The 26,105-nt window shown below is 50.6% G+C and carries 20 protein-coding genes, 2 tRNA genes, 1 other RNA gene and 1 pseudogene; 15 read left to right on the plus strand and 9 right to left on the minus strand.

The genetic code is table 11. From position 1 onward, the window contains the following. The first annotated feature begins 45 nt into the window (after positions 1-45). Positions 46-1,446 (plus strand): YchO/YchP family invasin, encoded by a 1,401-nt coding sequence (locus GC128_RS19455; protein ID WP_151995678.1) that lies wholly within the window; start codon positions 46-48, stop codon positions 1,444-1,446. A gap of 79 nt (positions 1,447-1,525) precedes the next feature. Here the strand turns inward: GC128_RS19455 and narL are convergent, their stop codons facing one another. Then, positions 1,526-2,176, minus strand: coding sequence for a two-component system response regulator NarL (gene narL / locus GC128_RS19460; RefSeq protein WP_064518454.1), 651 nt, complete (start codon positions 2,174-2,176; stop codon positions 1,526-1,528). After that, complete coding sequence (gene narX / locus GC128_RS19465; protein ID WP_151995679.1) at positions 2,169-3,953, minus strand: nitrate/nitrite two-component system sensor histidine kinase NarX; 1,785 nt, start codon at positions 3,951-3,953, stop codon at positions 2,169-2,171. Before narX ends, narL begins: the two co-directional genes overlap by 8 nt. 309 nt (positions 3,954-4,262) lie before the next feature. Between narX and narU the strand changes: the two genes are divergently transcribed. From narU to narI, 8 genes are all read left to right on the plus strand, one after another. Further along, complete coding sequence (gene narU / locus GC128_RS19470; protein WP_151995680.1) at positions 4,263-5,654, plus strand: nitrate/nitrite transporter NarU; 1,392 nt, start codon at positions 4,263-4,265, stop codon at positions 5,652-5,654. A gap of 198 nt (positions 5,655-5,852) precedes the next feature. Then, complete coding sequence (locus tag GC128_RS19475) at positions 5,853-6,560, plus strand: GntR family transcriptional regulator (protein WP_151995681.1); 708 nt, start codon at positions 5,853-5,855, stop codon at positions 6,558-6,560. A gap of 8 nt (positions 6,561-6,568) precedes the next feature. After that, positions 6,569-7,543 carry a sugar phosphate isomerase/epimerase family protein gene (locus GC128_RS19480; RefSeq protein ID WP_151995682.1) on the plus strand — a complete coding sequence of 325 codons (975 nt, stop codon included), beginning with the start codon at positions 6,569-6,571 and terminating at the stop codon, positions 7,541-7,543. A gap of 97 nt (positions 7,544-7,640) precedes the next feature. Then, on the plus strand, positions 7,641-8,906 hold the full coding sequence (locus GC128_RS19485; protein WP_151995683.1) for an MFS transporter: 1,266 nt from the start codon (positions 7,641-7,643) through the stop codon (positions 8,904-8,906). A 341-nt stretch (positions 8,907-9,247) separates the two neighbouring features. Next, on the plus strand, positions 9,248-12,994 hold the full coding sequence (locus GC128_RS19490; protein WP_151995684.1) for a nitrate reductase subunit alpha: 3,747 nt from the start codon (positions 9,248-9,250) through the stop codon (positions 12,992-12,994). Then, the gene (gene narH, locus GC128_RS19495) at positions 12,991-14,526 is read left to right on the plus strand and encodes a nitrate reductase subunit beta (protein ID WP_151995685.1); all 1,536 of its coding nucleotides are present in this window, start codon (positions 12,991-12,993) and stop codon (positions 14,524-14,526) included. Before GC128_RS19490 ends, narH begins: the two co-directional genes overlap by 4 nt. Beyond that, positions 14,523-15,224 carry a nitrate reductase molybdenum cofactor assembly chaperone gene (gene narJ, locus GC128_RS19500; protein ID WP_151995686.1) on the plus strand — a complete coding sequence of 234 codons (702 nt, stop codon included), beginning with the start codon at positions 14,523-14,525 and terminating at the stop codon, positions 15,222-15,224. The genes narH and narJ overlap by 4 nt, the downstream gene beginning before the upstream one ends. 2 nt (positions 15,225-15,226) lie before the next feature. Further along, positions 15,227-15,904 (plus strand): respiratory nitrate reductase subunit gamma, encoded by a 678-nt coding sequence (narI, locus tag GC128_RS19505; protein WP_151995687.1) that lies wholly within the window; start codon positions 15,227-15,229, stop codon positions 15,902-15,904. A 201-nt stretch (positions 15,905-16,105) separates the two neighbouring features. Here narI and GC128_RS19510 read toward each other — a convergent pair. The 5 genes from GC128_RS19510 to GC128_RS19530 all read right to left on the minus strand — a co-directional run bounded on the left by GC128_RS19510 (position 16,106) and on the right by GC128_RS19530 (position 18,018). Next, positions 16,106-16,236, minus strand: a non-coding RNA gene (locus GC128_RS19510) — RtT sRNA. Between the two features lie 43 nt (positions 16,237-16,279). Continuing rightward, a tRNA-Tyr gene (locus GC128_RS19515) sits at positions 16,280-16,364 on the minus strand. 49 nt (positions 16,365-16,413) lie between these two features. Next, positions 16,414-16,498: transfer RNA gene (locus GC128_RS19520), tRNA-Tyr, on the minus strand. Between the two features lie 164 nt (positions 16,499-16,662). Next, positions 16,663-17,508, minus strand: coding sequence for a formyltetrahydrofolate deformylase (gene purU / locus GC128_RS19525; RefSeq protein WP_151995688.1), 846 nt, complete (start codon positions 17,506-17,508; stop codon positions 16,663-16,665). A gap of 51 nt (positions 17,509-17,559) precedes the next feature. Beyond that, complete coding sequence (locus GC128_RS19530; RefSeq protein ID WP_151995689.1) at positions 17,560-18,018, minus strand: YchJ family protein; 459 nt, start codon at positions 18,016-18,018, stop codon at positions 17,560-17,562. Positions 18,019-18,193: 175 nt separating this feature from the next. Here GC128_RS19530 and rssA point away from each other — a divergent pair, with 175 nt between their 5' ends. The 5 genes from rssA to GC128_RS19555 all read left to right on the plus strand — a co-directional run bounded on the left by rssA (position 18,194) and on the right by GC128_RS19555 (position 23,833). After that, positions 18,194-19,102, plus strand: coding sequence for a patatin-like phospholipase RssA (gene rssA / locus GC128_RS19535; protein ID WP_034455850.1), 909 nt, complete (start codon positions 18,194-18,196; stop codon positions 19,100-19,102). 93 nt (positions 19,103-19,195) lie between these two features. Then, a complete protein-coding gene (gene rssB / locus GC128_RS19540) occupies positions 19,196-20,209 on the plus strand; it encodes a two-component system response regulator RssB (RefSeq protein ID WP_151995690.1) in 1,014 nt (337 codons plus the stop codon). Between the two features lie 200 nt (positions 20,210-20,409). Then, entirely contained in the window at positions 20,410-21,318 is a 909-nt protein-coding gene (gene galU, locus GC128_RS19545; protein ID WP_151995691.1) for a UTP--glucose-1-phosphate uridylyltransferase GalU, read from the plus strand. Between the two features lie 24 nt (positions 21,319-21,342). Beyond that, positions 21,343-22,683: a UDP-glucose dehydrogenase family protein gene (locus tag GC128_RS19550; protein ID WP_064518490.1), complete on the plus strand. Its 1,341-nt coding sequence runs from the start codon at positions 21,343-21,345 to the stop codon at positions 22,681-22,683. A gap of 139 nt (positions 22,684-22,822) precedes the next feature. Further along, the gene (locus GC128_RS19555; RefSeq protein WP_151995692.1) at positions 22,823-23,833 is read left to right on the plus strand and encodes an NAD-dependent epimerase; all 1,011 of its coding nucleotides are present in this window, start codon (positions 22,823-22,825) and stop codon (positions 23,831-23,833) included. Between the two features lie 152 nt (positions 23,834-23,985). Here the strand turns inward: GC128_RS19555 and hns are convergent, their stop codons facing one another. Beyond that, entirely contained in the window at positions 23,986-24,396 is a 411-nt protein-coding gene (gene hns, locus GC128_RS19560; RefSeq protein ID WP_151995693.1) for a histone-like nucleoid-structuring protein H-NS, read from the minus strand. Positions 24,397-24,951: 555 nt separating this feature from the next. Here hns and tdk point away from each other — a divergent pair. Continuing rightward, complete coding sequence (gene tdk / locus GC128_RS19565; protein WP_151995694.1) at positions 24,952-25,563, plus strand: thymidine kinase; 612 nt, start codon at positions 24,952-24,954, stop codon at positions 25,561-25,563. Positions 25,564-25,677: 114 nt separating this feature from the next. On the opposite strand, the pseudogene GC128_RS19570 reads toward tdk, so the two are convergent. After that, a pseudogene (locus tag GC128_RS19570) lies at positions 25,678-26,105 on the minus strand (iron-containing alcohol dehydrogenase); the annotation flags it as partial.

Here is a 26,105-nt window from a genome sequence, read left to right on the forward strand (position 1 = left end):
CGAGTTTGGGAATGAATTGCTGTTGTGTGATGTTATAATTTCCAGATGTTTAGAAAAGCCGTTCCATTTTTCACTTTGTCATACGCACTCCTCAGCGCAGGAGGGGTTGCCAGTACCCGCCATACCTTTATCGAAAAAGCCGCCGATCCTTTTGACCAGTCCACCGAACAATTACCGGATTTGGGCATTGCCCCAGAAACCGACGCCGCCGCGCGTGAAATTGCCGCGATGGCGAAGAAATTTGGCGAAGCGAGTATGGTCGATGACGGGCTGGATGCAGGGGATCAGGCGCGGTTGCTGGCGTTTACTCGCCTGCGAGATGTATTGACCGACAAAGTGACCAGTGAAGCGGAATCGCTATTATCGCCGCTCGGCAAAGCCAATATCAATTTACTGGTGGACGAACACGGAAACTGGAACGGCAGCAGTGCCTCGGTGTTTACGCCGTGGGAAGATAACAACCGTTATCTGACCTGGAGCCAGGTGGGTTTTACTCAGAAAGACGAAGGCACGATTGGCAATATTGGCGCCGGGCAGCGTTGGGTGGCGGGCGACTGGTTGCTGGGCTACAACGCGTTTTATGACAATCAGCTTGCCACTCAATTGCAACGTGCCGGATTCGGTACCGAAGCGTGGGGCGAGTATTTACGTCTTTCTGCGAATTATTACCAGCCGTTAGCCAACTGGCAGGAAGGTGATAGTGAAACGCTGGAACAACGGCTGGCGCGGGGTTATGACATTACCGCTCAGGCGTGGCTGCCGTTTTATCGCCATATCAATACCAGCCTCAGTTTTGAGAAATACTACGGTAACAGCGTGGATTTGTTTGATAGCGGCACCGGTTATCGCAACCCGGTGGCGGTCACCATGGGGCTGAGTTACACGCCGATCCCGCTGCTGACGCTGACCGCGCAGCATAAACAGGGGGAAAGCGGCGTTTCGCAAGATAACCTCGGCCTGAAGCTGAATTACCGCTTTGGTGTTCCGGTAGCAAAACAGCTTTCTGCTGCCGAAGTGGCGACCACCAGTTCACTGCGCGGCAGCCGTTATGACAACGTAGAACGCGATTCGCTACCGGTGATGGAATATCGCCAGCGTAAAACGTTATCGGTCTTTTTGGCGACGCCGCCATGGGAACTGCACGCGGGCGAAACCGTGGCGCTCAAGCTGCAAATCCGCGCCAGCCACAATATCCGCAATATTACCTGGCAGGGCGACACTCAGGCGTTGAGCCTGACGCCGCCTGCGGATAACCGCGACACTAACGGCTGGAGCATGATCATGCCGACATGGAACGACAATGGCCCGAATGAATATCGGCTTTCGGTGGTGATTGAGGATGATAAAGGCCAGAAGGTGACGTCGAACTGGATTACGCTGAAACTGGCGGAGCCGCTGGTGGTGAGTCCACTTGCCGATCCGCGTTATGAGTTGTTGCCGCAATAACGTGTGATTTCGGGATACGGTTTGGTGTTGTAGGGTGGATAAGCCGCAGGCGTCATCCACCACATTCACCGTTATAACATTAAAAAATCCGATCCTGATGCACCCAAACCGCCGCTTCGACGCGGGATTTCAGCTTCATCTTTTTAAGCAGATGCTTCACGTGAACTTTCACCGTGCTTTCGGTGATATCCAGGCGGCGGGCAATCATCTTATTCGGCAAACCTTGAGCGATAAGCTTGAGGATGTCGCGCTCGCGTGGCGTGAGCAGATTGACATCGCGGTCAGACGTGGCGCGGTTGGCGCGCAGGCTGGCGGCCAAAACTGGCGTAAGCGCTTCGCTTAAAACCATTTCACCCGCAGCGGCTTGTTGCAACGCTTTGAGCAAATCTTCCGGTTCCATGTCTTTTAACAAATAACCATCCGCGCCGCGTTTTAGCGCGGTGACCACATCTTCTTCATGGTTCGAGACGCTGAACACCACAATGCGCCCCGAAAGTGGCTTCTCACGCAGGCAGTCGAGGGTTTCCAGTCCGTTCATGCCGGGCATATTTAAGTCCAGCAGAATCAAGTCCGGGTCGAGTTCCTCGGCAAGTAGTACGCCTTGCTCGCCGTTACCCGCTTCACCGACAACCGCTAGCTCCGGCGCCATACTGATGAGTTGTTTAACGCCAGTGCGCAGCATGGGATGGTCGTCGATAAGCAGTATGGTCGAGGCTTCCGGGTTACTCATGTTGTGCTCCTGAGGTGATTTCGGGGATAAAACTGACGATGACTTGAGTACCGCCACCGGGGCGTTCACGTATCTGGCAATCGCCTTTCAGACTTTGCGCACGATCTCGCATAATAATAAGTCCGTAATGGTTGCGGCGCTCGCCGTTGTCGGGAATGCCACAGCCGTTATCCCAGATGGTTAACGTAATTTGATTGTCGCGATGAATAACGCTGACGCCGCTCGCGGTCGCGTTGGCGTGTTTTAGGCTGTTATTTAAAGCTTCGCGGGTAATTTGCACCAGGTGAATCGCCTGATGAGAAGGCACCAGGCGCGGCGGCACCTGATAATCGAGATTGACCGGGAAACCCAGTTTTTCACTAAATTCGCGGCAACTGGCTTCCAGCGCCGGGCGCAGCCCCGGTTCGATGAGTTGCAGGCGGAAAGTGGTCAATAACTCACGCAACTGCCGCCACGACGTATTCAGCTCGCTGCGCATCTGCCCGAGCAACGTCTGCATTTCAGCGGGCAGGGAATCCCCTTGCATTTGCATACAACTGACCTGCATTTTCAGGCACGAGAGCGATTGGGCGATGGAGTCGTGCAATTCACGGGCAATGGCGGAACGCTCTTCCATCACCACAAGTTGCTGCTGGCGCTCGTACTGGCGCTCAAGCGCCAGCGTGGCGGTGAGTTGTTCCATCAGCGTTAAAACGAGCTGCTGCTGGTCGTGCGTCAGGCTGCAACCCAGCGGCAATTGCGCCAGCACCAGGCCGTATTGAATGTGGTTATCGGTTAAACGCCATTTTTGTGCGGTGGTTTCGCAAGGTTGCAGGATTGGTTCGTGCGGGCAAAGGTTACAGCCGCTGGCTTCACAGCTGCTGTCTGGCTGGTAGGTATATTCTTCGTAATTCTCTTCGTCTTCACATTCATAAACCCGCAGCTCGATATTTCGCAGCGGCGTCAAATGCTGTAACTCGCTGAGAACCGGCGACAGGCGCTGGCACAGCGGAGCCTGAGAGTGCAGGCGGCGGTTAGCCTGATACAAGAAAGAGAGGATCTGGTTTTTTTGCTCAAGCCCGGCGGTTTTCTCGCGCACGCGCTGTTCGAGGCTGGCGTAACTTTCCGCCAGTTCGGCTGACATACTGTTCAGCGCGATGCCGAGCGTCGCCATTTCATTGCGCCCACGCACATTCACGCGGTGAGTGAAGTCTCGCTGCCCAATGGCCTGAGACATCGTCAATAATTTCTGCCATGGCCGCAACAGGCGCTTGCGTAACCAGATGACGGTGAAAATAATCAGCAAGCCCATTAAGGCTGCCATCCCCATCTGGAGCTGGATAATGCGGTGCAGGCGCATTTCGGTGGTGTGATCAAAAGTGGTGACAAGTTGATCGATTTGCCCGACAAATCCGGCAACATGCGGTTTGACTTGTTCGGCATTGTTGGCACGACGCAGGGCAGGTTCGAGTTCTTCACGCCAGTAGTGTTGCAGGGCGGCTAATTTATCTTGTTGCCCGTCTTGTTCTGCCGCTTCCTGGAGATCTTTGCTCCAGGTGGTCTGTTCCATCTCATCGAGTAGCGCGCTGTCTTTTTCGCTAAGAGGGATCGCCGCCAGCAGGCGGTAGCTTTGCATACGCATCGAACCCGCCTTGTTGATGGCGTGCGCATTCCCCTGAATCCCTTGTGCCAGCCAGCCTGCCAGACTCATTCCCGCGACACCCAACAACGCCAACAACAGCACCACAAGTGCCAGTTGGTTGAACAAAGTGAGTGGCGAGAGCAGGCGTTTAAGCATTAACAGAGGAACTCCGTGGAGATAAAAAAGACAATGCGCTTATTCTCAGACATCCCCTGGAGTATACCCATACCCCTTAAGGATTACCCACTAATTGCCGGAGGTGGCATATTCAGGTGTTAGGTCAGTAACCCCTTCTTTCAGGCATGTGAAAAACCACACTATTTACGATTTTTAGTGTTACCCACAAAGAATGACGGTCAATTTTTAGCCATTATTCTGATGGGTTATCCCTTGATTCACATCAATTTTTATTCTTGATTAGCCCCTACTGTGGCGGCAATTACTCTCACTTTTTTTGAGGTGTTTATGTCTCAGTCTCCCGCCAATAACCAGAAATCGGGATCGCTCATTACCGAATGGCGTCCGGAAGAACCTGCATTCTGGCAAAGTAAGGGCCACGGCATTGCCAGCCGTAACTTATGGATTTCCGTTCCTTGCTTACTGTTAGCATTCTGCGTGTGGATGTTGTTCAGTGCGGTAGCGGTAAATCTGAATAAAGTCGGCTTTAACTTCACCACTGACCAACTGTTTATGCTGACCGCGCTGCCGTCAGTGTCCGGAGCATTACTGCGCGTGCCGTACTCCTTTATGGTGCCTGTTTTCGGCGGTCGTCGCTGGACTGCGTTCAGCACCGGGATTTTGATTATCCCTTGCGTGTGGTTAGGTTTCGCGGTGCAAAACCCATCAACGCCATTTAGCGTGTTTATCATTATTGCGTTGCTGTGCGGTTTTGCGGGGGCGAACTTCGCTTCCAGCATGGCAAACATTAGCTTCTTCTTCCCGAAAGCTAAACAGGGCGGTGCGCTGGGTATCAACGGCGGCCTGGGTAATCTGGGCGTGAGCGTGATGCAGCTCGTTGCACCGCTGGCGATTTCGCTTTCCATGTTTGCCGTATTCGGTGGAACGGGCGTTGAGCAGACCGACGGCACCATGCTGTTCCTCGAAAACGCCGCCTGGATTTGGGTGCCGCTGCTGGCTATCTTCACCGTTGCGGCCTGGTTTGGCATGAACGACCTGGCGACCTCTAAAGCCTCTTTAAAAGAGCAGTTTCCAGTGCTCAAACGTGCGCACCTGTGGATCATGGGCGTGCTGTATCTGGCAACATTCGGCTCGTTTATCGGTTTTTCTGCCGGTTTCGCGATGCTGGCAAAAACGCAGTTCCCGGATGTCAACATTCTGCATTTCGCCTTCTTCGGCCCGCTGTTTGGTGCGCTGGCACGTTCTGCGGGTGGGGCGATTTCAGACCGCTTTGGCGGCACGCGTGTTTCACTGCTGAATTTCATCTTTATGGCGATTTTCAGTGCGCTGCTGTTTACCACGCTGCCGCACAATGGCGTTGGCGGTAACTTTATTGCGTTCTTCGGCGTGTTCCTGATGCTGTTCCTGACGGCCGGTCTGGGGAGTGGTTCTACCTTCCAGATGATTTCCGTGATCTTCCGTAAGTTGACCATGGACCGCGTGAAAGCGCAGGGTGGCACTGAAGAGCGCGCGCTGCGTGAAGCGGCAACTGACACGGCTGCGGCGCTGGGCTTTATCTCTGCGATTGGTGCGATTGGCGGGTTCTTTATCCCGAAAGCGTTCGGCACCTCCCTTGCGCTGACCGGTTCTCCGGCAGGTGCGATGAAAGTTTTCCTCGTGTTTTATATTGTGTGTGTGGTGATCACCTGGGCCGTTTATGGCCGTAAATCATCAAAATAAATTCCAACGATTGACCTTTTGGTTATCCCTTGCGCGACTTCGGTCGCGCTTTTTTTTGCCTGAAATTCCCCCTAGATCCTACTTGTTTCTGCGAGAAACCTCACATTTAGAATAACTACCCGCCCTGGCACCATTGTCACATTCGCAGGTGAAGAGTACCGTGATGACAAATCTGGTTTAAACCAAATGGATTAAAGCATGAAAAACCATTCCACAGTTGAAGCAGCAAAAGAGATGCTCAACGACTGGCTGAGCAAAGGCGTTGTCCAGCCTGGCAGTAAGTTACCTTCCGAGCGCGAGTTAGAAGAATTATTGGGCATCAAGCGCATGACGCTGCGCCAGGCGTTGTTGTTTCTCGAAGGGGAGGAGAAGATCTTCCGTAAGGATCGTCGTGGCTGGTTTGTTGCCTTGCCATGTTTCAAGTACACGCCGAATACCTCCACCAGTTTTAAACAGGCGGCGCTGGAACAAGGGCGTTTGCCGTCATGGGGCTTTCTGGAAAAAGAACGGGTTAACACAGCGGAAGCAGAAGTTCTGGCGCAGCTGAATGTAAAAGACGGTGATGAAATCTACAAAATCTGCGGTTGGGGAGCGCTTGATAACCATAAAGTTTTCTATCACGAAACCTTTATCAATGCGCAGTCCGCTCCGGGCTTTATCGACAAATTAGGCGATCGTTCTTTTGTTGATGTGTGGCAAGAAGCATTCGGCAAAAGCTCGCACACGCAGCATTTAGCGTTTAAACCGACACGACTTTCCGCAGGCGCTTGCAAGGGGATGGGCGGCACGGCGGGGACTCCGTCTATCCGGGTTGAAAAATACCGCGCCGACGAAGCCGGGCAAGTTATTCAGGTTGATATCGAATATTGGCGTTTTGAATCAGTAGAGTTTTATATCGATTTATAGGAGTTTCCATGAACAACATCCAGGCTACAAAAATTGTCGAACGCGCCGCAAATCTGCCGCTGTATCTGCATGCCTATGCGTTTCATTTAAATATGCGTATGGAGAAGATTCTGCCGGAAGATTTACTGGATATTGCCAGCCAGCAGCAACTGAAAGGGGTGAAAATTCATGTTGTGGATGGAGAAAGCCAGTCTTTAAGGCATGCCAGCGATGAGCGGCTTGCGAATTTTGCAGAAAAATCGCGCCAGTTGGGATTGGATGTTCACATCGAAACCAGCGCCTCAGATGCTCGCACCATTGATGAAGCCGTGAGAATTGCGCTGAAATCCAGGGCGACTTCGGTGCGCTTTTATCCGCGCTATGAAGGGACACTTTATGAGGTGATGGAAATCATTGCCCAGGATATTCAATACATTAAAGCAAAATACCAGCATAGCGGCCTGACATTTACGCTTGAGCAACACGAAGATTTGCAAAGCCACGAACTGGTGAAGCTGGTTCAACAGGCTGACTTTCCCCAGCTTTCCCTGCTGTTTGATTTTGCCAATATGATTAATGCCAACGAAGAGCCGCTTGATGCGCTGGCGGTGATGGGAAAAGAAGTCACTCAAGTGCATATCAAAGATGCGTTAATTAATCACGAAGGTGAAGGGCGCGGGCATACGGCCTGTATTTCTGGCGAAGGTGAATTACCGTTTAAAGAGTTATTACTGCAATTAATTTGTCTGGGCGAAGATAAACCGCAAGTTACCGCATTCGGTCTGGAAGAAGAAGTGGATTATTACGCTCCGGCCTTTCGTTTTACCAACGAAGATAAAAATCCGTGGATTCCATTGCGCCAGATGAGTGAAACTCCGTTGCCAACCTCCGGATTGGAAGCAAGGTTAAATAAAGAAATTGACGATGCCATGAATCAAATAAACCATGTGCGTAATATTCTTTCCGTGCTTCACCAAGATGCCATGGCTATGTTGCAGAAATAAATAATCTGAATCGTTTAATTCCGGCGCTTTGCGTTTCGTGAAGTGACTGTACTCTCAAATAATAATTAATTCCGCTAATTCAGGGGTGGGGTGTCTTATGCTAACGAAAAAAAGATGGACTATATTTAGCTTGTTGGTTCTGTGCGGTGGAACAATATATAAACTGCCGTCATTGAAAGACGCATTTTATGTTCCTATGCAGGAGTATTTTCACCTGACCAACGGTGAGATTGGTAATGCGATGTCGGTTAACTCCATTGTTACGACCATTGGTTTCTTCTTATCAATTTACTTTTCCGACAAATTACCGCGCCGCTTTACGATGTCGCTTTCACTGATTGCGACTGGCCTGCTGGGGATCTACCTTTCTACCATGCCGGGCTACTGGGGGATACTTTTTGTCTGGGCGCTGTTCGGCGTGACGTGCGACATGCTGAACTGGCCGGTGCTGTTAAAGTCGGTGAGTTTGCTCGGAGACAACACCCAACAGGGGCGCTTGTTTGGTTTCTTCGAAACCGGGCGAGGCATTGTTGATACCATTATCGCCTTTAGCGCGCTGGCTGTTTTCACCTGGTTTGGTAGCGACTATTTCGGTTTTAAAGCCGCAATATTGTTTTACTCATTTATCGCGATTGCGGTGGGTGTGATTATTTTCTTCGTATTAAAAGAAAGCCCGGAAGAACAAACGGCGAAAAAAGAGAATGCAGCGAAAAAAGAAAGCAATCCAGGTTTGGGGAATGTATTAAAAAACAAAACCGTCTGGTTAATCGCTTTTAGTGTGTTCTGTGTTTATGCGGTGTATTGTGGATTGACATTCTTTATTCCATTCTTAAGAAATGTCTACGCATTGCCTATTGCACTGGTGGGCGCGTATGGAATTATCAATCAATATTGTTTGAAAATGGTAGGCGGCCCTATTGGTGGCTTAATTGCTGACAAGGTTTTAAAATCTCCCAGCCAGTATTTGTTCTATACCTTTATTATTAGCGCCCTGGCATTGGTTGCCTTGATATTACTGCCGCATGAGCAAATGCCTGTTTATTTGGGCATGGCCTGCACGCTGATGTTTGGTGCGGTTATCTTTACGCAACGTGCAGTATTCTTCGCCCCAATCGGTGAAGCGGGAATCAGTGAGAAAAACACCGGTGCGGCAATGGCATTGGGCAGTTTTATCGGTTATGCCCCGGCGATGTTCTGCTACAGCCTGTATGGCTACATCTTAGATACCAACCCAGGGTTATTGGGCTATAAAATCGTGTTTGGCTTGATGGCTGTTTTCGCCTGCGCCGGGATAGTTATTTCGGGTCTGCTTATCAAAAACATTCGTGCGGAACGCAAAGCTGAACCGTTAACTTCTGTCTGATTGTGACACCATTCAACATGGGGTTTCTCTGATAGAGGATGCCCCATTTTGGGTTTCCCCTCCCTCCATCTTGGCGGACTTACCCCTTAATACCCAGTCGTTCTGATTTCTACTCCTTACAGAATGTAGAGGATGGATATTTTGTTTATATATCAATTAATTAACTACAAATGTTCGATTGCCACTTTGGTGGTATATCACCACTTCTCGCTTAAAACATCCTCAACCCCAGTTGATCCTTATCAATTATCCCTTCATATGCGCGAGTTACCGTGCCGCCATCGTTAGTAATGTCGTTTTCATAAGATAGAGCCTCCAGGCTCCACATCAGGAGAACCCCGATGAGCAAATTTCTTGACCGGTTTCGGTACTTCAAACAGAAGGGCGAAACTTTTGCCGATGGACATGGCCAACTGCTCGATACCAATCGTGATTGGGAAGAAGGTTATCGCCAGCGTTGGCAGCACGACAAAGTGGTGCGTTCCACTCACGGTGTAAACTGCACGGGCTCCTGTAGCTGGAAGATCTACGTCAAAAGCGGCCTGGTAACCTGGGAAACCCAGCAAACCGACTACCCGCGTACCCGCCCGGATATGCCAAACCATGAGCCACGCGGCTGCCCTCGCGGCGCAAGCTACTCCTGGTATCTCTACAGCGCCAACCGTCTGAAATATCCTTTGATGCGCAAGCGTCTGATCCAACTGTGGCGTGAAGCGAAAACGCTGCATGAAGATCCGGTCGATGCCTGGGCTTCAATCATCAACGACCCGGCAAAAGCCAAAAGCTATAAACAAGCCCGTGGTCGCGGTGGTTTTGTACGCTCAAGCTGGCAGGAAGTGAATGAGCTGATTGCCGCGGCTAACGTGTTTACCGCGAAAACTTTCGGTCCTGACCGTATCGCGGGCTTCTCGCCGATTCCGGCAATGTCGATGGTGTCCTACGCCTCTGGCGCACGCTACCTTTCCCTGATTGGCGGTACCTGTCTGAGCTTCTACGACTGGTATTGCGATTTGCCGCCTGCGTCACCGATGACCTGGGGCGAGCAGACTGACGTGCCGGAATCTGCCGACTGGTATAACTCCAGCTACATCATGGCCTGGGGCTCTAACGTTCCGCAAACCCGTACCCCGGATGCCCACTTCTTCACCGAAGTGCGTTACAAAGGCACCAAAACCGTCGCGGTGACGCCGGATTACGCTGAAATCGCCAAACTGTGCGATCAGTGGCTGGCACCAAAACAAGGCACCGATGCGGCGATGGCGCTGGCAATGGGCCATGTGATGTTGCGTGAATTTCACCTCGACAACCCAAGCCAATACTTCACTGATTACGTGCGCCGCTACACCGACATGCCAATGCTGGTGATGCTGGAAGAGCGTGATGGTTTCTACGCCGCAGGCCGCATGTTACGTGCATCTGACCTGGTTGACGGCCTGGGCCAGGAAAACAATCCGCAGTGGAAAACGGTCGCCATGGACAGCCAGAACGGCGAGTTGCTGGCACCGAACGGTTCCATTGGTTACCGCTGGGGCGAAAAGGGCAAGTGGAACCTCGAACAGCGCGACGGCACCAGCGGCGAAGAAGCCGAACTGCGCCTGAGCCTGCTGGGCAGCCACGACGAAGTGGCGGAAGTTGGCTTCCCTTACTTCGGCGGTGAAAGCACCGAGCATTTCAGCAACGTTAAACTCGACAACGTGCTGATGCACAAACTGCCGGTAAAACGTATTCAACTGGCAGACGGTTCTACCGCGCTGGTGACCACCGTTTACGATCTGACGCTGGCGAACTACGGCCTGGATCGCGGCCTGAACGACGAAAACTGTGCGTCCAGCTACGACGACATGAAGGCGTACACCCCGGCGTGGGCGGAACAGATTACCGGCGTGACTCGCCAGAACATCATCCGCATCGCTCGCGAATTTGCTGACAACGCCGACAAAACCCATGGCCGCTCGATGATCATCGTCGGTGCCGGTATGAACCACTGGTTCCACATGGACATGAACTACCGCGGCCTGATCAACATGCTGATCTTCTGCGGCTGCGTCGGCCAAAGCGGCGGCGGATGGGCACACTATGTTGGCCAGGAAAAGCTGCGCCCGCAAACCGGCTGGACACCACTGGCGTTCGCCCTCGATTGGCAGCGCCCGCCGCGCCAGATGAACAGCACTTCATTCTTCTACAACCACTCCAGCCAGTGGCGCTACGAGTCGTTGACTGCCGAAGAACTGCTGTCCCCGCTGGCGGATAAATCCCGTTACAGCGGTCATCTGATTGACTTCAACGTGCGCGCCGAGCGTATGGGCTGGTTGCCGTCTGCACCACAGCTTAATACCAACCCGTTGCACATCGCCAAACAGGCGAAAGCGGCAGGTATGAGTCCGGCTGATTTCACCTCGCAGCAACTGAAAAGCGGCGATATTCGCTTTGCCGCAGAACAGCCGGATGCGGGCAATAACCATCCGCGCAACTTGTTTGTCTGGCGCTCAAACCTGCTGGGTTCATCCGGCAAGGGCCACGAGTACATGCTCAAATATCTGTTGGGTACCGAGAACGGTATTCAGGGTAAAGATTTGGGCAAAGAAGGCGGCGTGATGCCGGAAGAAGTCGAATGGGTGGATAACGGCCTCGACGGCAAACTGGACTTAGTGGTGACGCTGGACTTCCGTCTGTCGAGCACCTGTTTGTATTCCGATATCGTGCTGCCAACGGCGACCTGGTATGAGAAAGACGATATGAATACATCGGATATGCATCCGTTTATTCACCCGCTTTCTGCCGCTGTTGACCCGGCCTGGGATTCAAAAAGCGACTGGGATATCTACAAAGATATCGCGAAGAAATTCTCCGAAGTGTGTGTTGGCCATTTAGGCAAAGAAACTGACGTGGTGACGCTGCCGATTCAGCACGATTCCGCCGCAGAACTGGCGCAGCCGTTTGGCGTGATGGACTGGAAAAAGGGCGAATGCGACCTGATTCCGGGCAAAACCGCACCGCATCTGATCACCGTTGAACGTGATTACCCGGCGACTTACGAGCGTTTCACCTCGATTGGCCCGCTGATGGAAACCATCGGTAACGGCGGCAAAGGGATTGCGTGGAATACGCAGTCTGAAATGGATCTGCTGCGTAAGCTCAATTACACCAAAACCGAAGGCCCGGCGAAAGGCCAGCCGATGATCAACACGGCGATCGATGCCGCAGAAATGATACTCACGCTTGCACCAGAAACTAACGGTCAGGTTGCTGTGAAAGCCTGGGCGGCGCTCAGCGAATTTACCGGCCGCGACCACACGCACCTGGCGCTCAATAAAGAAGACGAAAAGATTCGATTCCGCGATATCCAGGCGCAGCCACGCAAAATCATCTCCAGCCCAACCTGGTCGGGTCTAGAAGATGAACACGTTTCCTACAGCGCCGGCTATACCAACGTTCATGAGCTGATCCCATGGCGCACGCTGTCTGGCCGCCAACAGCTGTATCAGGATCACCAGTGGATGCGTGATTTTGGCGAAAGCCTGCTGGTGTACCGTCCGCCGATTGATACTCGCTCCGTGAAAGGCGTGATGGGTAAAAAATCTAACGGTAACCCAGAGAAGGCGCTGAACTTCCTGACGCCGCACCAGAAATGGGGCATTCACTCCACTTACAGCGATAACCTACTGATGCTGACGTTGTCGCGCGGCGGGCCGATTGTCTGGATGAGCGAAATCGACGCCAAAGCGTTGGGCATCGTCGATAACGACTGGATTGAAGTATTCAACAATAATGGTGCTTTGACCGCGCGAGCGGTGGTGAGTCAGCGTGTGCCGGAAGGCATGACCATGATGTACCACGCGCAGGAACGTATCGTGAACCTGCCGGGTTCTGAAATTACCGGGCAACGCGGCGGGATTCATAACTCGGTCACCCGAATTAGCCCGAAACCGACGCACATGATTGGCGGCTATGCGCAGCTAGCTTACGGCTTTAACTACTACGGCACCGTCGGTTCAAACCGTGATGAGTTCGTCGTCGTGCGCAAGATGAAAGACATTAACTGGTTAGACGGTGAAGGCAACGACCAGAAACAGGAGAGCGTAAAATGAAAATTCGTTCACAAGTCGGCATGGTGCTGAATCTTGATAAATGCATCGGCTGTCACACCTGTTCTGTGACCTGTAAAAACGTCTGGACCAGCCGCGAAGGGATGGAGTACGCGTGGTTCAACAACGTGGAAACCAAACCGGGAACCGGCTACCCAACTGACTGGGAAAACCAGGAAAAATGGAAGGGCGGATGGATCCGTAAAATTAACGGCAAACTGCAACCGCGCATGGGTAACCGCGCGATGCTGCTGGGCAAAATCTTCGCTAACCCGCATCTGCCGGGCATCGACGATTACTACGAGCCGTTTGATTTCGACTATCAGCATCTGCATAACTCGCCAGCAGGCAAGCATCAGCCGATTGCACGCCCGCGGTCGCTGATTACCGGCCAACGGATGAACAAAATCGAAGCAGGCCCGAACTGGGAAGATGATCTGGGTGGTGAGTTCGAAAAGCTCTCCAAAGATCAGAACTTCCAGAATATGCAAAAGGCAATGTACGGCCAGTTCGAAAACACCTTTATGGCGTACCTGCCGCGCTTGTGCGAACACTGCCTGAACCCGGCGTGTGCGGCGACGTGCCCGAGCGGTGCGATTTATAAGCGTGAAGAAGACGGCATTGTGCTGATTGATCAGGACAAGTGCCGCGGCTGGCGCATGTGCATTACTGGTTGCCCGTACAAAAAAATCTACTTCAACTGGAAGAGCGGTAAATCCGAGAAGTGCATCTTCTGTTATCCGCGTATTGAAGCCGGCCAGCCGACGGTTTGCTCCGAAACCTGCGTAGGCCGTATTCGTTACCTCGGCGTGCTGTTGTATGACGCGGACGCGATCGAATCCGCAGCCAGCACCGAGAATGAGAAAGATCTTTACGAGCGCCAGTTGGGTATTTTCCTCAATCCAAACGACCCTGCGGTTATCGAGCAGGCGCGGAAAGACGGCATTCCGAATAGCGTTATCGAAGCCGCACAGCAGTCGCCAGTTTATAAAATGGCGATGGACTGGAAGCTGGCGCTGCCGCTGCACCCGGAATATCGCACTCTGCCGATGGTCTGGTATGTGCCGCCGTTGTCGCCAATTCAGTCTGCGGCTGACGCGGGCGAGCTGCCGCACACCGGGATCCTGCCTGACGTTGAAAGCCTGCGTATTCCGGTGGAATACCTGGCGAATTTGCTGACCGCGGGCGACACCGCGCCAGTTCTTCGCGCCCTGAAGCGCATGATGGCAATGCGCCATTACAAGCGTGCGGAAACGGTAGAAGGCGTTCACGATATCAGCGCGCTGGAAGAAGTAGGTTTGACCGAAGCGCAGGCGCAGGAAATGTATCGTTACCTGGCGATTGCCAACTACGAAGACCGTTTCGTAGTGCCATCAAGCCACCGCGAGCTGGCGGCAGATGCCTTCCCGGAAAGTAAAGGTTGTGGTTTCAGCTTCGGCGACGGTTGCCACGGTTCGGATTCCAAATTCAACCTGTTCAACAGCAAACGCATTGACGCGATTGATGTATCCAGCAAAACGGAGCCAAAACCATGATTGAACTTCTGGTGATTTCCCGTCTGCTTGAGTACCCGGATGCTGCCCTGTGGCAGCATCAGCAGGAACTGCGCGATGCGATGGCTGAAGGAAGCGCGTTGAATTTGCAGCAGGCGGCTCAGCTTAACGGTTTCATTACTTCGTTGTGCAGCCGCGATTTGCTGGATGCGCAGGCGAGTTATAGCGAACTGTTTGACCGTGGTCGTGCCACGTCTTTGTTGCTGTTTGAACACGTTCACGGCGAATCCCGTGACCGTGGGCAGGCGATGGTTAACCTGATGGGGCAGTACGAGCAAGCCGGGATGGAGATCGACAGCCGCGAGCTGCCGGACCATTTGCCGCTGTATCTGGAATATCTGTCGCAGCGTGAAGAAAGTGAAGCGCGTGGCGGTTTGCAGGATGTCGCACCGATTCTCGCCCTGCTGGCTGCGCGCCTGAAACAGCGCGAAAGTGATTATGCGGCGCTGTTTGATGTGCTGCTCGGCCTGTCGCAAAGCGATGTGGCGGTTGAGAGCGTGAGCAAGCAGATTGCTGGCGAAGCGCGCGATGACACGCCGCAGGCGCTGGATGCGGTATGGGAAGAAGAGCAGGTGAAATTTGTGGCTGACGCCGGTTGCGGTGAAACTGAAATTTCCAGCCATCAGAAGCGTTTTGCCGGGGCTGTCGCTCCGCAGTATCTGAATATCGGAGGACAGTAATCATGCAATTTCTCAATGTGTTCTTCTACGACATGTATCCGTACATTTGCGGTACGGTATTCCTGCTGGGGAGCTGGTTGCGTTACGACTACGGCCAGTACACCTGGAAAGCGGGTTCCAGCCAGATGCTGGATCGCAAAGGGATGAATCTGGCGTCAAACCTGTTCCATATCGGGATTCTCGGGATTTTTGCCGGTCACTTCCTGGGGATGTTAACGCCGCACTGGATGTACGAGTCGTTCCTGCCGATTGATGTGAAGCAGAAGATGGCGATGATTGCCGGTGGCGCGTGCGGTATGATGACGCTGGTGGGCGGGCTGTTGCTGCTCAAACGCCGCCTGTTTAACCCGCGTATTCGTGCGACATCCAGTGTTGCTGATATTCTGATTCTCAGCTTGTTGGTTATCCAGTGTGCGTTAGGCCTGCTGACGATTCCTTTCTCTGCTCAGCATATGGACGGCAGCGAGATGATGAAACTGGTGGGCTGGGCGCAGGCGGTGGTGACGTTCCACGGCGGCGCGTCTGAGCATCTGGATGGCGTGGCGTTTATCTTCCGCGTGCACCTGGTGTTGGGGATGACGTTGTTCCTGCTGTTCCCGTTCACCCGTCTGGTGCATGTGTGGAGCGCTCCGGTGGAGTATTTGACGCGTAAGTACCAGATTGTGCGCGCTCGTCGCTGACGGTTGTTGGTTGGATTGAAAATACCTGGCTTCGGCCGGGTATTTTTTTGCCTGTTATGTCGGATGACGCTGCGCTTATCCGACCTACGAAAGACGTATGGGTTTTGATTTGGTGTTGTAGGTTGGATAAGCGAAGCGTCATCCAACAAAAAATGTTGAATATTGTGCGATTTGGAATTTGTTTGGAGGTGTTGCAAAGAATGGTGGCGGGGGAAGGATTACTCGACGCTTTGCGTCTCGCCCTTCGGGTCGCTGCCTGCGGCAACGCTTTCTCGCTTCGCTCGAATCGAACCTTAGTCGAAGCTTCTCATCCTTCCCCAACGGGAATATGGAAGATTGTGCGATTTGGATGAGCTGGGAAGGTGTTGCAAAGAATGGTGGCGGGGGAAGGATTCGAACCTTCGAAGTCGATGACGGCAGATTTACAGTCTGCTCCCTTTGGCCGCTCGGGAACCCCGCCAGGGGTGTTTGATTCTTAATTGAATCAGGCCGTGCATAAATCTTGAAGATGGTGGCGGGGGAAGGATTCGAACCTTCGAAGTCGATGACGGCAGATTTACAGTCTGCTCCCTTTGGCCGCTCGGGAACCCCGCCAGGGGTATTACATTTTGTTGGCTTTCTTACTCGCCTCCTTCGTCTGGAAGCGGGGCGCATCATATCAAATGAAGCGCCGCTGTAAAGCATTCACTGTAAGAAAATGAATCGTTTGCCGTTTTTTTACACGTAACGTCGCAAACCTAAGCAATTACATGATTGATCTACAGAATAATCGTGCGATTACCGTATACAAACACGCGCTGGGCCAGCACTTGATACAGTGCGCGGCTGAGAACATTTTTCTCAACATCACGCCCGGCACGCATCATATCTTCTGCAGTGTAGGTGTGATCGACGTGAATCACATCCTGCATGATGATTGGGCCTTCATCCAAATTGTCGTTCACGTAGTGTGCGGTGGCACCGATAATCTTCACGCCGCGCTCGTACGCCTGGTGATAAGGACGAGCGCCGATAAACGCAGGAAGGAACGAGTGGTGGATGTTGATAATCTGGTTCGGGAAGCGAGAAACAAACTCAGGTGTCAACACACGCATGTATTTAGCCAGTACCACGTAGTCCGGTTTGTGCGCTGCAATCGCGTCGGCCATTTGTTGGTCGTGATCTTCGCGCGTCAGACCTTCATGACTCACAAGTTCGAACGGAATATCAAAACGTTCAACCAATGTACGCAGAGTCTCGTGGTTACCAATAACCGCAGCGATTTCGACATCCAGGCCGCCGTAATTGGCTTTCATTAATAAGTCACCCAGACAGTGCGCTTCTTTGGTGACCAGAATCACGACGCGACGACGACCCGCTGGAATGAGTTCACGCACCGAACCTTCAGGCAATGCGCCATCTAAATCTGCCAGCAGAGTGTTGTCGTTAAAAATACCTTCGAGTTCGGTGCGCATAAAGAAGCGCCCGGTGCGGTGGTCAACAAACTCGTTGTTCTGAACAATGTTCAGTTCGTGCTTGTAACAAATGTTGGTGATCTTGGCGATCAGGCCCTTTGCGTCAGGGCAAATGGTGCGGAGTACTTTTCGCTGTAGAGCTTGTGTCACTGGGAAATCCTGTTTTGCGTGTGTTTGCTAATTGATTTGTGCCACGGTGAGTTAACGACCACAACACTTTTTATATTTTTTTCCAGAACCGCAAGGGCAGGGGTCATTGCGACCAAATTGCGGGCGTGTTCCATCGACATAGTACCACTGGCCGTTTTCCTTTAAGAAACGCGAACGCTCGATAATGGCACTTTCTTCGCCTTGTTCTTCAAAGCGCGCGACAAAACTGACGAAACCTTCGTTATCATCGCGTCCGGCAGCAGCTTCATAAACTGTCAGACCTAACCACTTGGTTGTGCCAAAACTTCCTGAAATATCTGATTTCAGCGAAGGGCTGCGGGTTTGCGGGTGCCAGGTCGTGACAAGATAGTCTGCGTCCTGCATCACATACGCACTATAACGTGAACGCATTAGCTGTGATGGGGTTGGCGCGGGCTTGTCTGCGCGTAGGTAAGGCTGGCAACATACGCTATACTCCAGACCGCTACCACAAGGGCAAAGTTGCGACACAGCATCTCCTTGGTTACAAAAAATAGTCAGCGTAAATACGCGGGGTAGTTATGTTAACTGAGCTGTGGCGAGTTCGCCACGAGGTGATATATCCATGGGTATTTGAGTTGCAATCAACACCTCCCGCAGCTTGAAGAATGATGGGTATAAACCGGGGAAGAAAGACCGAGGCAAAATGAGACAGGTAAAGATCGGCCTGGCATTAGGGTCGGGAGCAGCAAAAGGATGGGCGCATATTGGTGTCATTAATGCGTTAAAACGAGCAGGCATTCAGGTTGATATCGTTGCAGGTTGCTCGGTTGGGGCACTGGTCGGTGCCGCGTATGCAAGTAATCGCTTACCTATGATGGAACGATGGGTGCGCTCATTCGGCTATTGGGATGTACTGCGACTAATGGATCTTTCCTGGCGTCGTGGCGGTTTGTTGCGTGGCGAGCGCGTGTTCAACAACGTCCGTAAAATCATCACTGAAGAAAAAATTGAAGACTGCGCGCTGCGTTTTGGCTCTGTTGCCACCAATTTAAGTACTGGACGTGAATTGTGGTTCACGGATGGTGATTTGCATCAGGCTGTTCGAGCCTCTTGCAGTATGCCGGGGCTATTGTCGCCGGTCGGGTATAACGGCTACTGGCTGGTGGATGGCGCAGTGGTTAACCCGGTGCCTGTTTCGCTAACGCGTGCGCTGGGTGCCGATATCGTGATTGCCGTCGACCTGCAACATGATGCGCATTTGATGCAGCAAGATTTACTCTCCGTCAATATGACGACTCCTCTGGCTGAAAATCAGGTGCAGCCTGATTCATGGCGTGGTCGTTTGCGCGAACAGCTCGGCAAAATCACTACCCGTCGTGCCAATACCACGCCAACGGCCATGGAAATCATGACCACCTCTATTCAGGTGTTGGAAAATCGCTTAAAGCGTAACCGTATGGCAGGTGACCCACCGGATATTTTGCTGCAACCTTTTTGCCCCCAGATTTCAACGCTTGATTTCCACCGTGCCGCGGAAGCGATAAGCGCGGGCAGTCTTGCCGTCGAGAAAAAGATGGATGAGCTGCTGCCATTGGTTCGTACCCATGATTGAGTATGGTGAAAACTCGCATCTTCAGGCAATTCTGACAGGCGGTGATTGTCATACCATGCCACTATTGATCTATCGCCAGTCAGGGGAGCGAAAATGACACAGCCACTCGTTGGAAAACTGATTCTCATTGTTGAGGATGAGCCCGTTTTCCGCTCTTTACTGGAAAATTATCTCTCTTCCTTAGGTGCGGTCATTGCTGTTGCCGTTGATGGTATAGATGCTCTGGAAAAGATGACCAGTTTTGCGCCCGATCTGCTGATTTGCGATCTGGCTATGCCGCGCATGAATGGATTGAAGCTGGTAGAGCACTTGCGTAATGAAGGCATACAGACGCCAATCCTTGTGATCTCAGCCACCGAGAACATGTCAGATATCGCCAAAGCCTTACGCTTTGGGGTGCAGGATGTTCTGCTCAAGCCAATTAAAGACCTCAATCGTCTGCGTGAAACAGTCTTCGCCTGCCTCTATCCCAACATGTTTAATTCGCGTGTTGAGGAAGAAGAACGCCTATTTCAGGACTGGGATGCGCTAGTCAGCGACCCGCAGGCTGCATCTACGCTACTTCAAGAACTACAACCCCCGGTACAACAGGTGATTTCGCATTGCCGGGTGAATTACCGCCAGTTAATTACTCATAATCAACCAGGACTTGTTCTGGATATTGCAGCTTTGTCAGAGAACGACCTGGCATTTTATTGCCTTGATGTGACAAGAGCAGGGGATAATGGGGTGCTGGCGGCACTGTTATTACGAGCACTATTTAACGGGCTATTGCAGGAACAACTTTCCAAACAAAACCAACGTTTACCTGAGCTCGGTAATTTACTCAAACAAGTGAATCAATTATTACGTCAGGCCAATCTTACCGGGCAGTTTCCGCTGATGGTGGGTTATTACCATAGCGAACTCAAAAACCTCATTTTGGTCTCGGCGGGGCTAAATGCCACCTTAAATACCGGTGAGCATCAAATTCAGGTCAGCAATGGTGTGCCTTTGGGGACACTGGGCAATACTTATCTCAATCAAATTAGCCAGCGTTGTGAGTCCTGGCAGTGTCAGGTATGGGGTACGGGCGGGAGATTACGCCTGATGTTGTCTGCGGAATGAGCATCTGGATGGTTGAAATCATTTAGGTTTTCTCCCCTATCATTGCTGGTGGTAATATCGTATTCAACTCATTCGTATTTATCTTAAATTACCAACGCAACGGGTAAACAGCCGTAGATCTCAATTTTAAGCTGATATACTCGAGACGTTTTTTTAATTGACTTGCAAGTGAAAACTTGAACAGTCCAGGAGATTTTTCAATGGCTGCCATTAATTCTAAAGTAAGAAAAGCAGTAATCCCTGTCGCGGGATTGGGCACACGTATGTTACCGGCTACCAAGGCTATTCCAAAAGAGATGTTGCCTTTAGTCGATAAACCGTTAATTCAGTATGTGGTCAATGAATGTATCGCAGCGGGCATTACTGAAATTGTGCTGGTGACTCACTCTTCGAAAAACTCCATCGAAAACCATTTCGATACCAGCTTTGAACTTGAAGCCATGCTCGAAAAACGTGTTAAGCGCCAGTTGCTGGATGAAGTTCAGGCTATTTGCCCTCCGCATGTCACTATCATGCAGGTTCGTCAGGGCCTGGCTAAAGGCCTGGGGCACGCAGTGCTGTGCGCCCATCCGGTTGTCGGCGATGAGCCAGTAGCCGTTATTCTGCCAGATGTAATTCTTGATGAGTTCGAATCCGATCTTTCGCAGGATAACCTGGCCGAAATGATCAAACGTTTTGATACTACAGGCCATAGCCAAATCATGGTTGAGCCGGTAGAAGATGTTACCGCTTACGGTGTTGTTGACTGCAAAGGCGTTGAGTTAAACGAAGGTGACAGCGTGCCAATGGTCGGTATTGTTGAGAAACCTAAAGCCAATGTTGCACCATCTAATCTTGCAGTTGTAGGCCGTTATGTTCTGACTGCTGATATTTGGCCGCTGTTGTCCAAAACACCTCCAGGTGCTGGTGATGAAATTCAGCTGACTGACTCCATTGCTATGTTGATGGAAAAACAGACTGTTGAAGCCTATCACATGAGAGGCGTGAGCCATGACTGTGGTAACAAACTCGGTTATATGCAGGCGTTTGTGGAGTACGGTATCCGTCACAGCACTTTGGGCGCAGATTTTAAAGCCTGGCTAGAAGAGACAGTTGGCGCGAAAAAGTAATTCATTTCAACGCAGGATAGAAAGATGAAAGTTACTGTATTTGGTATCGGCTATGTTGGACTTGTTCAGGCAGCAGTGCTTGCGGAAGTTGGTCACGATGTAATGTGCATAGATGTCGATGCGAAGAAAGTCGAAAATCTGAAAAACGGCGTGATCCCAATTTTTGAACCCGGCTTAACGCCGCTGGTGAAGAAAAACTATGAAGAAGGCCGTTTACAGTTCAGCACCGATGCTGAATTGGGCGTCCATCATGGTGAAATGCAATTTATTGCCGTTGGAACTCCGCCGGATGAAGACGGTTCTGCTGACCTGAAATATGTCACCGCTGTTGCACGTACTATCGCGCAGCACATGACATCCCACAAAGTTGTGCTCGATAAATCTACCGTTCCTGTCGGAACAGCAGACAAAGTGCGCAACGTAATGGAAGAGACGCTGAAAGCCCGTGGCGTGGATATTCCATTTGATGTGGTTTCTAACCCTGAATTCCTGAAGGAAGGTGCGGCAGTTTCTGACTGCATGCGCCCTGAGCGTATTGTTATCGGTACCGATAACGATGATGTGGTGGATTTGCTGCGTGAATTGTACGAGCCGTTCAATCGCAACCACGATCGCATGATCCTGATGGATATCCGTAGTGCTGAGCTGACCAAGTACGCCGCGAACTGCATGCTGGCGACTAAAATTAGCTTTATGAACGAAATCTCCAACCTGGCAGAACGCTTGGGCGCAGATATCGAAAAAGTGCGTATGGGTATTGGTTCAGACTCCCGCATCGGCTACAGCTTTATTTACCCTGGCTGCGGTTATGGTGGCTCCTGCTTCCCTAAAGATGTGCAGGCTCTGATTCGTACCGCTCAGCAGATTGGCTACACGCCACGTATTCTGCAAGCGGTAGAAGAGGTCAACCATGACCAGAAGTTAAAACTCCCTGAGTTTATTACTCGTCATTTCGGTGAAGATCTGAAAGGTAAAACCTTCGCGCTGTGGGGACTTTCATTCAAACCGAATACCGACGATATGCGTGAAGCCTCTAGCCGCGTCCTGATGGAAGCGCTGTGGGAACGCGGTGCTCAGGTGCAGGCGTATGACCCGGAAGCAATGGACGAAGCTCAGCGCATTTACGGACATCGCCCAGATCTGAAATTGATGGGAACTAAAGAAGCCGCATTACAAGATGCAGATGCTCTGGTTATTTGTACAGAGTGGCAAAGTTTCCGTGCACCTGATTTTGATGCAATCAAGAAATCCCTAAAGCAACCAGTTATCTTTGACGGCCGTAACCTGTATGATCCTGAGAGACTTAACAAACGCGGCTTTGTCTATTATGCAATCGGCCGCGGAGCGTCCATCAATATTGCGTAATATATCCTAAATAATTCAAGCTGCATCGCGGCGGCAATTGAACACATCCCGATGAACTTACATCAGTAGGTGATTCGGGTATGTTTACGAAGCCAACAAAGATGTAGTTTGAAGTATGACGGGTATAAATGAGGATTATATGAAATTTTTGGTTACCGGCAGTGCAGGCTTTATTGGATTTCATGTCAGTGAACGTTTGCTGGCAGCCGGTCACCAGGTTATCGGTATCGATAACCTGAATGACTATTACGATGTCAATCTTAAGCAAGCTCGCCTTGATCTCCTCGCACCACATTCTTCATTCCGTTTCGATAAAATTGACCTTGCCGATCGTAATGCCATGGCAGAATTATTTGCCAAAGAGAAATTTGATCGTGTGATTCATCTTGCTGCACAAGCAGGTGTACGTTATTCCATCGATAACCCTCACGCCTATGCTGATTCAAACCTTGTGGGGCATTTAAATGTTCTTGAAGGTTGTCGCCATAATAAAGTGGGGCATCTGTTATATGCTTCGTCCAGTTCGGTATATGGGCTAAATCGCAAACTTCCGTTCTCAACTGATGACACTGTCGATCATCCAATATCATTATATGCGGCAACCAAAAAAGCTAACGAGTTGATGTCGCATACGTACTCGCACTTATATGGGTTACCGACGACCGGGTTACGCTTTTTCACCGTTTATGGTCCATGGGGCCGCCCGGATATGGCGTTATTTAAATTTACTCGTGCGATTGTCGAAGGAAAGAGTATCGACGTTTATAATCATGGGCAAATGCGTCGTGACTTCACTTATATTGATGATATTGCTGAGGCAATCGTTCGTTTGCAGGATGTCATTCCGCAAGCCGATGCCACGTGGACAGTAGAGGAAGGAACTCCGGCGACAAGCTCAGCACCTTATCGAGTTTATAATATCGGGAACAGTAATCCGGTTACGTTGATGGATTATATTACTGCCCTTGAAACCTCTTTAGGTAAGGTTGCCCAGAAGCATATGATGCCTATGCAGCCAGGTGACGTTCTGGAGACGAGTGCGGACACGAAGGCGTTGTATGATGTCATTGGTTTTAAACCACAGACATCGGTTCAGGATGGCGTACAGCGCTTCGTAGACTGGTATAAGGCATTCTATAAAGTCAGCTAATGCTGAGAATGCTGAGAGGTTAAAAGAAAAAAGGAAGCCTGGCTTCCTTTTTTTATGAGCACTATTTGTAGTAACAAAGATTCTGCTAATGATGCGCTCAAAATAAAAATCCCGCCGAAGCGGGATTTAATAAGCAGCACTAAAAGCGAAAATTAGGCGATCAGGAAGTCTTCCAGTTTCTTGCCTTGCTCTTCCATTGCTTTTTTGATTACAGCTGGAGTACGGCCTTGGCCAGTCCAGGTTTTGCTTTCGCCGTTTTCGTCGATGTACTGATATTTAGCTGGACGTGCAGCGCGTTTAGCTTTGCCTGTAGTTTTAACAGCAGCCATGCTATTCAGTAATTCATTAGGATCAATACCGTCAGCAATTAGCATTTCACGGTATTGTTGCAGTTTACGAGTACGCTCTTCAATTTCTGCTGCAGCAGCGTTATCTTCTTCACGGCGTTCGTTAACAACAACTTCTAATTTTTCCAGCATTTCTTCCAGCGTTTCCAGGGTACATTCTCTGGCTTGTGCACGAAGAGTACGGATGTTGTTCAGAATTTTAAGTGCTTCGCTCATTTTAGTAATCTCAAACTTATATTGATGGTTGGCTTGTTGGGCTAATAATAGAGGCTTAAATTAAGTTCTGCAATAGGAAGTAATGTAAGGAATTCAAAATTCCATAATATTTTGTCGATTTATAAAATGGTATTAACTTAAATTTTGGCTTGCATCTAAGGTAAACAAAACGTGGGGAACTCACTTTTTCTACAACAACCCTGATAGTTTCAGGGTTGCCGAAGTAGTAAATTGAGACATAAACGCATTAATGGTGAAATATCAACCTTTGGTATTATTGCCTGTAATGGTGGGTATTTTTAATAGATAGTTATTATTAGTGATCCAATAGATTTCAGGGAATACCAGAAAAAACACTGAAAACTCCGTAAGTTAAGTGCAACGTGATGAACATCAAACATCCGCCGATTTCAGGCATTCCACGCTATGGTTTATATATCTCTCTAACAATCTATGAATTCTTCCTGGAGTCATAAGGTAAAAGCAACTCCCTAACGGCTTATGATATAATCCTGTGTTAATAATATTTACATTTTAACTCAGGCTAGCTGACCAATGGCACAACTTTACTTTTACTATTCCGCAATGAACGCGGGTAAATCTACGGCATTACTGCAATCGTCATACAACTATCAAGAGCGCGGAATGCGTACATTGGTGTATACCGCAGAAATTGACAATCGGTTTGGTTCTGGAAAGGTGAGTTCGCGTATTGGATTATCGTCGCCCGCAAAGCTTTACAATGACTCAACCCAATTATTCAATGAAATACGTGAAGAGCATCAGCGGGACTCTGTGCATTGCGTACTGGTAGATGAATGCCAGTTCCTGACACGCGATCAAGTTCTGGCGTTATCAGACGTCGTGGATGAATTAGATATTCCCGTATTATGTTATGGCCTACGCACTGATTTTCAGGGCGAGTTATTTGGCGGAAGCCAATATTTATTAGCGTGGTCAGACAAACTCGTGGAATTAAAAACTATCTGTTTTTGTGGACGTAAAGCCAGCATGGTTTTGCGCCTCGACCAGGAAGGTCGTCCGTATAACCAGGGAGAACAGGTTGTGATTGGTGGGAACGAGCGCTATGTGTCTGTTTGCCGTAAACACTATAAAGAAGCGCTGCAAACAGGCTCTCTGGAAGGCATTCAGAGCGAATTAAATTAAATAGGAAGGCAGAGGGGTGCCTTTCTCAATCATCGTCGTGAGAGGCTTTGTGCGGGTTTTTAGAAAACAGAAACAAAAAACCCGCCGAAGCGGGTTTTTTATTAGGCTTTACAATTAAGCGGTTTTCTTCGCTTTCTTGTCAGCTTTAGCGGCAGGAGCTACTGTTTTAGCCTGTGCTGCTTCGTTGCCTTCTTCGGAGAATTCACGACCGTAGAAGGTATCCATCAGAATTTGTTTCAGTTCAGAGATCAGTGGGTAACGTGGGTTAGCACCGGTACACTGGTCATCGAACGCATCTTCAGACAATTTGTCAACGTGAGCCAGGAAGTCAGCTTCCTGAACGCCAGCTTCGCGGATGGACTTAGGAATACCCAGTTCAGCCTTGATGCTATCCAACCATGCCAGCAGTTTCTCGATCTTAGCAGCAGTACGGTCGCCCGGTGCGCTCAGACCCAGATGGTCTGCGATTTCAGCATAACGACGACGCGCTTGTGGGCGGTCATACTGGCTGAATGCAGTCTGTTTAGTTGGGTTGTCGTTCG

Origin of the sequence: Buttiauxella massiliensis (genome assembly GCF_902500225.1) — a bacterium.
GTDB classification, from domain to species: Bacteria; Pseudomonadota; Gammaproteobacteria; order Enterobacterales; family Enterobacteriaceae; genus Buttiauxella; species Buttiauxella massiliensis.